The organism is Cesiribacter andamanensis AMV16, assembly GCF_000348925.1.
GTDB classification, from domain to species: Bacteria; Bacteroidota; Bacteroidia; order Cytophagales; family Cyclobacteriaceae; genus Cesiribacter; species Cesiribacter andamanensis.
In genome coordinates, this window is record NZ_AODQ01000194.1 from 1 (window position 1) to 5478 (window position 5478).

Here is a 5478-nt window from a genome sequence, read left to right on the forward strand (position 1 = left end):
GCCCTTTCGCTATCACGTGGCTCTTTAGCTGTCCGTTTTGGCCAGCTTATGATAACCACATTCTGCTTCCTGATAGTTCCACCAGGTTATGGGAAAGTAGAAGAAACTCTCGCTTCCCTGCTTTTTCTTACCCATTCCCTGTTCCTATCAACAGCGAAACGCTTCGTACACCTTGTCAATTTTGGCGTCCTGTGAGCATTTCTCTCAGGCCGGGTTACAAAGATACCATCGCTGGATCTTCATTCGCAAGAACTGCCTAAAAGAAAATTTTCAGGCTAGCTTTTTACCACCCCCAGACAATTGCCACGAATAAATTGCATACCAACTTGGTACTTCTCATCCGGCAAATTGTCTTCCTTTCAATTTCCCAAACGCCTTCTGCGGAATGGGGATGCAAGTATAGCAGATGCATCCCCATCTTCGCAAGTGTTTCCAAGGCTTTATTTTTTGCCTTAAATCCCCGGCATCCTAACGTACTGGCCTACAGCCTATCAGACAAATTGCCTCCGGAGCTGGTAGGTTTGGCGTAGCCGATCGATCATCTGACTGCTTTGCTGGTGGTCAAGCGTCTGCTGTCCGTCGCTGCTGGCAAGCTCTGGCCGCTCATGTACCTCTACGATTACCCCATCGGCGCCGGCCATAACGGCCGCCAGGGCCATGGGCTCTACCAGGTGGCGAATGCCAATGCCATGAGAGGGGTCTACCACCACCGGCAGGTGGGTTTTCTCCTTGAGGATGGGAACAGCATTCAGATCCAGGGTATTTCGGCTGGAGGGCTCATAGGTGCGAATGCCGCGTTCGCATAGAATCAGCTTTTCATTGCCGGCGCTGAACACATATTCTGCTGAATACAGGAGCTCATCAATAGTGCCGCTAATTCCGCGCTTGATCATAACGGGCTTATCAACCTTGCCCAGCTCATCCAGCAGGTTGAAGTTTTGCGTATTTCGGGCGCCTACCTGAAACACATCCACATAGGGATACATTTCTTCGATCTGCGAAACCTGCATCACCTCGGTAATGATCTTGATTCCGGCTTCCTGTGCCAGCTGATGCCAGAGCTGAAGGCCGCTGATGCCCATGCCTCGAAACGAATAGGGCGAACTGCGCGGCTTGAATACGCCTCCGCGCATGATGCGGATGCCATTGTCCTTCAGGTGGCGGATGGTACGGCTGATCTGCTCCTCCCCTTCTATGGAACAGGGGCCGAGCATGATGCTAAAATCATCCTGCCCAATGTGTACCCCATCGCCAAGATCAAGGGTTGTGGGCTTTACTTTCCATTTGCCTGAAACCAGCTTGTAATCGTCCGACACGCGATGAATGTCGGCAATGCCGGGCAGGCTGGCGATCTGGCGAATGTCGAAATCGGTTTTGCCAATGCCAATAAGGTAATGCCCCTTTTGGGTACGGGTTTCGCTGATCTTATACCCAAGCTCCTTTGCTTTGGAGACGATGGCGGATTTCTGGGCCTCGCTGCTATCGGGTTGTAATTGTATGATCATGATGGTGGGTTAGCGGTCGCTTCCTTTAATAGCACTTACAAATTCTATAATATCTTGCTCCAGGTCCTGGCTCTGGCCCAGCAAGTTGATAAAAGCACTGCCGATAATGGCCCCCTGAGCATGCTGGCAGGCCTGCTCAAAGGTTTGGCGGTTTGAGATGCCAAAGCCAATTAGGCGCGGGCGCTGAAGCTGCATGCTGTTGATGCGCTCAAAATAGCGGATCTGCTCGTCGGTAATGTCCCGCCTGGCCCCGGTGATGGAGGCTGAGGATACCATGTAAATAAAGCCGCTGCTGTGCTCATCAATCTCCCGCACCCGCTCAGGCGAGGTCTGGGGTGAGATCAGAAAGATGTTGTGCAACCCATACTGTTGAAATATGGGCTGGTACACTTCCCGGTATTCGTACATGGGCAGGTCAGGGAGAATGAGGCCATCGATGCCCACTTCGGCGCAGGCCTGGCAAAAGCGCTCTACCCCATACTGCAGCACCGGGTTGAAGTAGCCCATCAGCACCAGCGGTAGGGAAACTTCGTTGCGAATCTCCTTTAACTGCTCAAACAGCCGCTTCATGGTCATGCCCCCTTCCAGGGCATGCTGGTTGCTGGCCTGAATGGTGGGACCATCGGCCACCGGGTCGGAATAGGGAATGCCAATCTCCACAATATCGGCCCCGGCTTTCTGGAGGGCTTTGAGAACAGGCACTGTACTCCCCTGCTGAGGATAACCGGCGGTAAAGTATACATTTAAAATTCTTTCCTGCTTTTGCTGAAAGAGCTGATCAAGTCGGTTTTGGGTGGCCGTAGCGGGCATAGGTATACTGGTTGATTTGCAGATGAATCCCTCTGTCAGCCAACTGGCCTTATGAGAGATAAAGGGTGTTTCAGTTTATAAATAGCGATCACAATGGGAGGATCCCCCCTATGCATATGATAACTTAGTAGCCGCCCCAGCGGATGTAGGTCTCCAGATCCTTATCGCCGCGGCCGCTTAGGTTCACTACTACTACATCCTGTGGCTGCAGTTTCAGTTCGCTTAGCGCCGCCAGGGCGTGGGCCGATTCGATGGCAGGAATAATGCCTTCCGTTTTGGCCAGGTGAATACCGGCTTTCATGGCTGCTTCATCGGTAACGGGGATAAACTGTGCCCGCTTGCTGGCATAAAGGTGGGCATGCAGGGGGCCAATGCCAGGGTAGTCCAGTCCGGCCGAAATGCTGTAGGGTTCTACCACCTGTCCATCATCGGTTTGCATGAGCAGGGTCTGGCTGCCGTGGAGCACGCCGGGTTTGCCCAGGGCCGTGGTGGCGGCCGATTGTCCGCTGCTGACCCCCTTGCCGGCCGCTTCTACCGCCACCAGCTTTACTGAGGGTTCATCCAGGTAATGATAGAAGGCTCCGGCAGCGTTGGAGCCGCCTCCTACACAAGCCACCACATGGGTGGGCAGCTCAGAGCCGGTTTTTTCCAGCAGCTGCAGGCGTATTTCTTCGCTGATGATGGCCTGCAGGCGAGCCACCATATCGGGATAGGGGTGCGGGCCTACTACACTGCCAATGATGTAGTGGGTGTCCTGCGGATTATTGATCCAGTGGCGCATGGCCTCGTTGGTGGCATCCTTCAGGGTCTGGCTGCCGCTGGTGGCCGGGCGCACCTCCGCACCCAGAATCTTCATGCGCTCTACATTAGGCTTTTGCCGCTCCATATCATGCGCCCCCATGTACACAATGCACTCCAGCCCCATCAGGGCACAGACTGTGGCAGTGGCCACCCCATGCTGGCCGGCGCCGGTTTCGGCAATGATCTTCTTCTTGTTAAGCCGCTGGGCCAGCAAGATCTGGCCCACCGTATTGTTTACCTTATGCGCGCCGGTATGGCAGAGGTCTTCCCGCTTCAGGTAGATGTGGGCGCCCAGCGCTTCCGATAGCCGGCTGGCCAGGTAGAGGGGCGTGGGCCGGCCCACATAATCGCGCAACAGCTGGCGGTACTGCTCCTGAAAATCCGGGCTATAGAGGATCTCCAGATAGTTTTGCCGCAGCTCCTCCACATTGGGGTAGAGCATTTCGGGGATAAAGCTGCCGCCAAACTGGCCGTAATAGCCGCGTTCGTTTACAGCAAAGGGGGTGCTATGGGTAGGGACTGTGCTCATGGGGATATGGGTTTGATTCATCTGCTGCCCCCTTCTCATCACAGAAAAAGGGGGGACTGGGACGATGTCGATTAAATGATACTGGCGATGGACTTGAAAAATAGTACTATGGTAATAGCATCGGGTGGCTAAACAGTTCCTGCAGAGCCGGGATGTTCTTGAGGCCGGGGGCTACTTCAAATTTGCTGTTCACATCCAGGGCATGCAGGGGCAGGTGCGCCAGAGTCTCCAGCCCATCGAGCGAGGCTAGCTCCAGCCCCCCGCTCAGAAAGAAGGGGGTTGGCAGCGAGTAGTGCGTCAGCAGCTGCCAGTTAAAGGCCTTGCCGGTACCCCCATACTGCTGGCCCAGGGTATCGAACAGAAAATAATCTACCGCCCCAAGGTAAGGATGCAGCTCCTGCTCCTGAAACACCTCCCCTATCCGGATGGCCCTGATCACCTCCAGCCCCTCCTGCCTGAGTTGCCGGCACAGCGCAGGCCCTTCCTCACCATGCAGCTGCACCGCCTGAAGCTGATACTGGCGGGCGCGTTGCAGTATTTCTTCCCGGCCGGCATTTACAAATACCCCTACTTTTTTAATGGTATCGGGCAGTTGGGCCAGCGCCTCGGGGGCCAGGCTTTCGGGCATGTAGCGTGGACTTTTCTCCCAGAAAATAAAGCCCAGGTACTGCGGTTTGAGCGCAGAAACCGCCTGCAGGTTGGCCGGCTGCTTCATGCCACATACTTTTATATATATAGTATGCTTCATGCGTGGGTGCCAGGGGCGGTATCTCCCCGCTTTTTCTGCTGCAGCTGCTGAAATTCATGAATGAAACGGGCGGCAGCCTGCTCGGGCCGGCTGTGCTGCATAAAGCTTTCGCCTATGAGAAAGCCTTCAAACCCAAACGCCTGCAGCTCCAGCAGGGTAGCGGGATTGGAAATGCCGCTTTCGCTTACCTTTACAAACTCTTGCGGTATGTGGGGCGCCAGTTCTTTAGAAACCGCTATATCGGTCACAAAGGTATTGAGGTTGCGGTTGTTGACGCCGATCAGGTCCACCTCAGGATGCAGGTTCTGCTGCAGCTCGTCCAGGCTGTGCACTTCCATGAGCACCTCCAGGTGCAAACTTTTGGCAAAGGCGGCCAGCTCCTTGAGCCGCTGCGGAGAAAGCACGGCGGCAATCAGCAGAATGGCATCGGCGCCGATGGCCTTGGCTTCTACAATCTGGTACTCCTCAATGATAAAATCTTTCCGCAGAATGGGGCAGTAATTGAACTTGCGGGCAGTGCTCAGATCTTCGTTGCTGCCGCCAAAATACTGCTTGTCCGTAAGCACGCTCAGGGCCGATGCCCCGGCCTGCATGTAGCCAATGGAGGTACGTTCCACATCGGCATAGGGGTTGATCATGCCTTTGCTGGGTGATTTCTTCTTGAATTCGGCAATGATGCCGGACTTATCCTGCCGCAGGATGTATTTTTTGAGGCTTACGGTTTGCCCGCCAAAAAACAAGCTTTGCTCCAGCAGCTTGATGGGGTACAGGCTGATGCGCTCGGCCACTTCGGCCTTTTTATGGGTAATGATTTCCTGTAAAATGCTCATGGGTGTCGGGTATGGGGTGTCGGGTATGGGGTATGAGGTATGGGGAGGTGGTCCGGGCCATGCAGGCTTGCCAAAGGCCCTACTGCAGGTGTACGGATGTTTTCTTTTTTTGGCCTATGAGGGTTTGAAAACAGTGAAGGGCCCTGCCGCTCCGGAGGCTTTCCCGGGCCGCCGCTACCCCCTCAGGCAGGCTGTATCCTTTACCTACCTGCAGCGCCATGCCGGCATTGGCCAGTACGGCCGCTTCCTGAGCTT

General features: G+C 54.8%; 6 protein-coding genes. 1 reads left to right on the forward strand and 5 read right to left on the reverse strand.

Annotated elements, in window-relative coordinates; translation table 11 throughout:
* On the forward strand, positions 1 to 195 hold a 195-nt coding region (locus ADICEAN_RS23465; RefSeq protein WP_236612969.1), incomplete at its 5' end, for a hypothetical protein.
* Between the two features lie 296 nt (positions 196 to 491).
* On the opposite strand, the gene ADICEAN_RS20060 is transcribed toward ADICEAN_RS23465, so the two are convergent.
* The 5 genes from ADICEAN_RS20060 to trpC form a co-directional block, all read right to left on the reverse strand.
* Positions 492 to 1505, reverse strand: coding sequence for a bifunctional 3-deoxy-7-phosphoheptulonate synthase/chorismate mutase (locus ADICEAN_RS20060; RefSeq protein ID WP_009197499.1), 1014 nt, complete (start codon positions 1503 to 1505; stop codon positions 492 to 494).
* Positions 1506 to 1514: 9 nt separating this feature from the next.
* The gene (trpA, locus tag ADICEAN_RS20065; protein ID WP_009197500.1) at positions 1515 to 2315 is read right to left on the reverse strand and encodes a tryptophan synthase subunit alpha; all 801 of its coding nucleotides are present in this window, start codon (positions 2313 to 2315) and stop codon (positions 1515 to 1517) included.
* A 124-nt stretch (positions 2316 to 2439) separates the two neighbouring features.
* The gene (gene trpB / locus ADICEAN_RS20070; RefSeq protein ID WP_040398497.1) at positions 2440 to 3645 is read right to left on the reverse strand and encodes a tryptophan synthase subunit beta; all 1206 of its coding nucleotides are present in this window, start codon (positions 3643 to 3645) and stop codon (positions 2440 to 2442) included.
* Between the two features lie 106 nt (positions 3646 to 3751).
* A complete protein-coding gene (locus ADICEAN_RS20075; protein WP_236612970.1) occupies positions 3752 to 4393 on the reverse strand; it encodes a phosphoribosylanthranilate isomerase in 642 nt (213 codons plus the stop codon).
* Positions 4390 to 5223: an indole-3-glycerol phosphate synthase TrpC gene (gene trpC, locus ADICEAN_RS20080; RefSeq protein WP_009197503.1), complete on the reverse strand. Its 834-nt coding sequence runs from the start codon at positions 5221 to 5223 to the stop codon at positions 4390 to 4392. Before trpC ends, ADICEAN_RS20075 begins: the two co-directional genes overlap by 4 nt.
* Between the last annotated feature and the right edge of the window lie 255 nt (positions 5224 to 5478).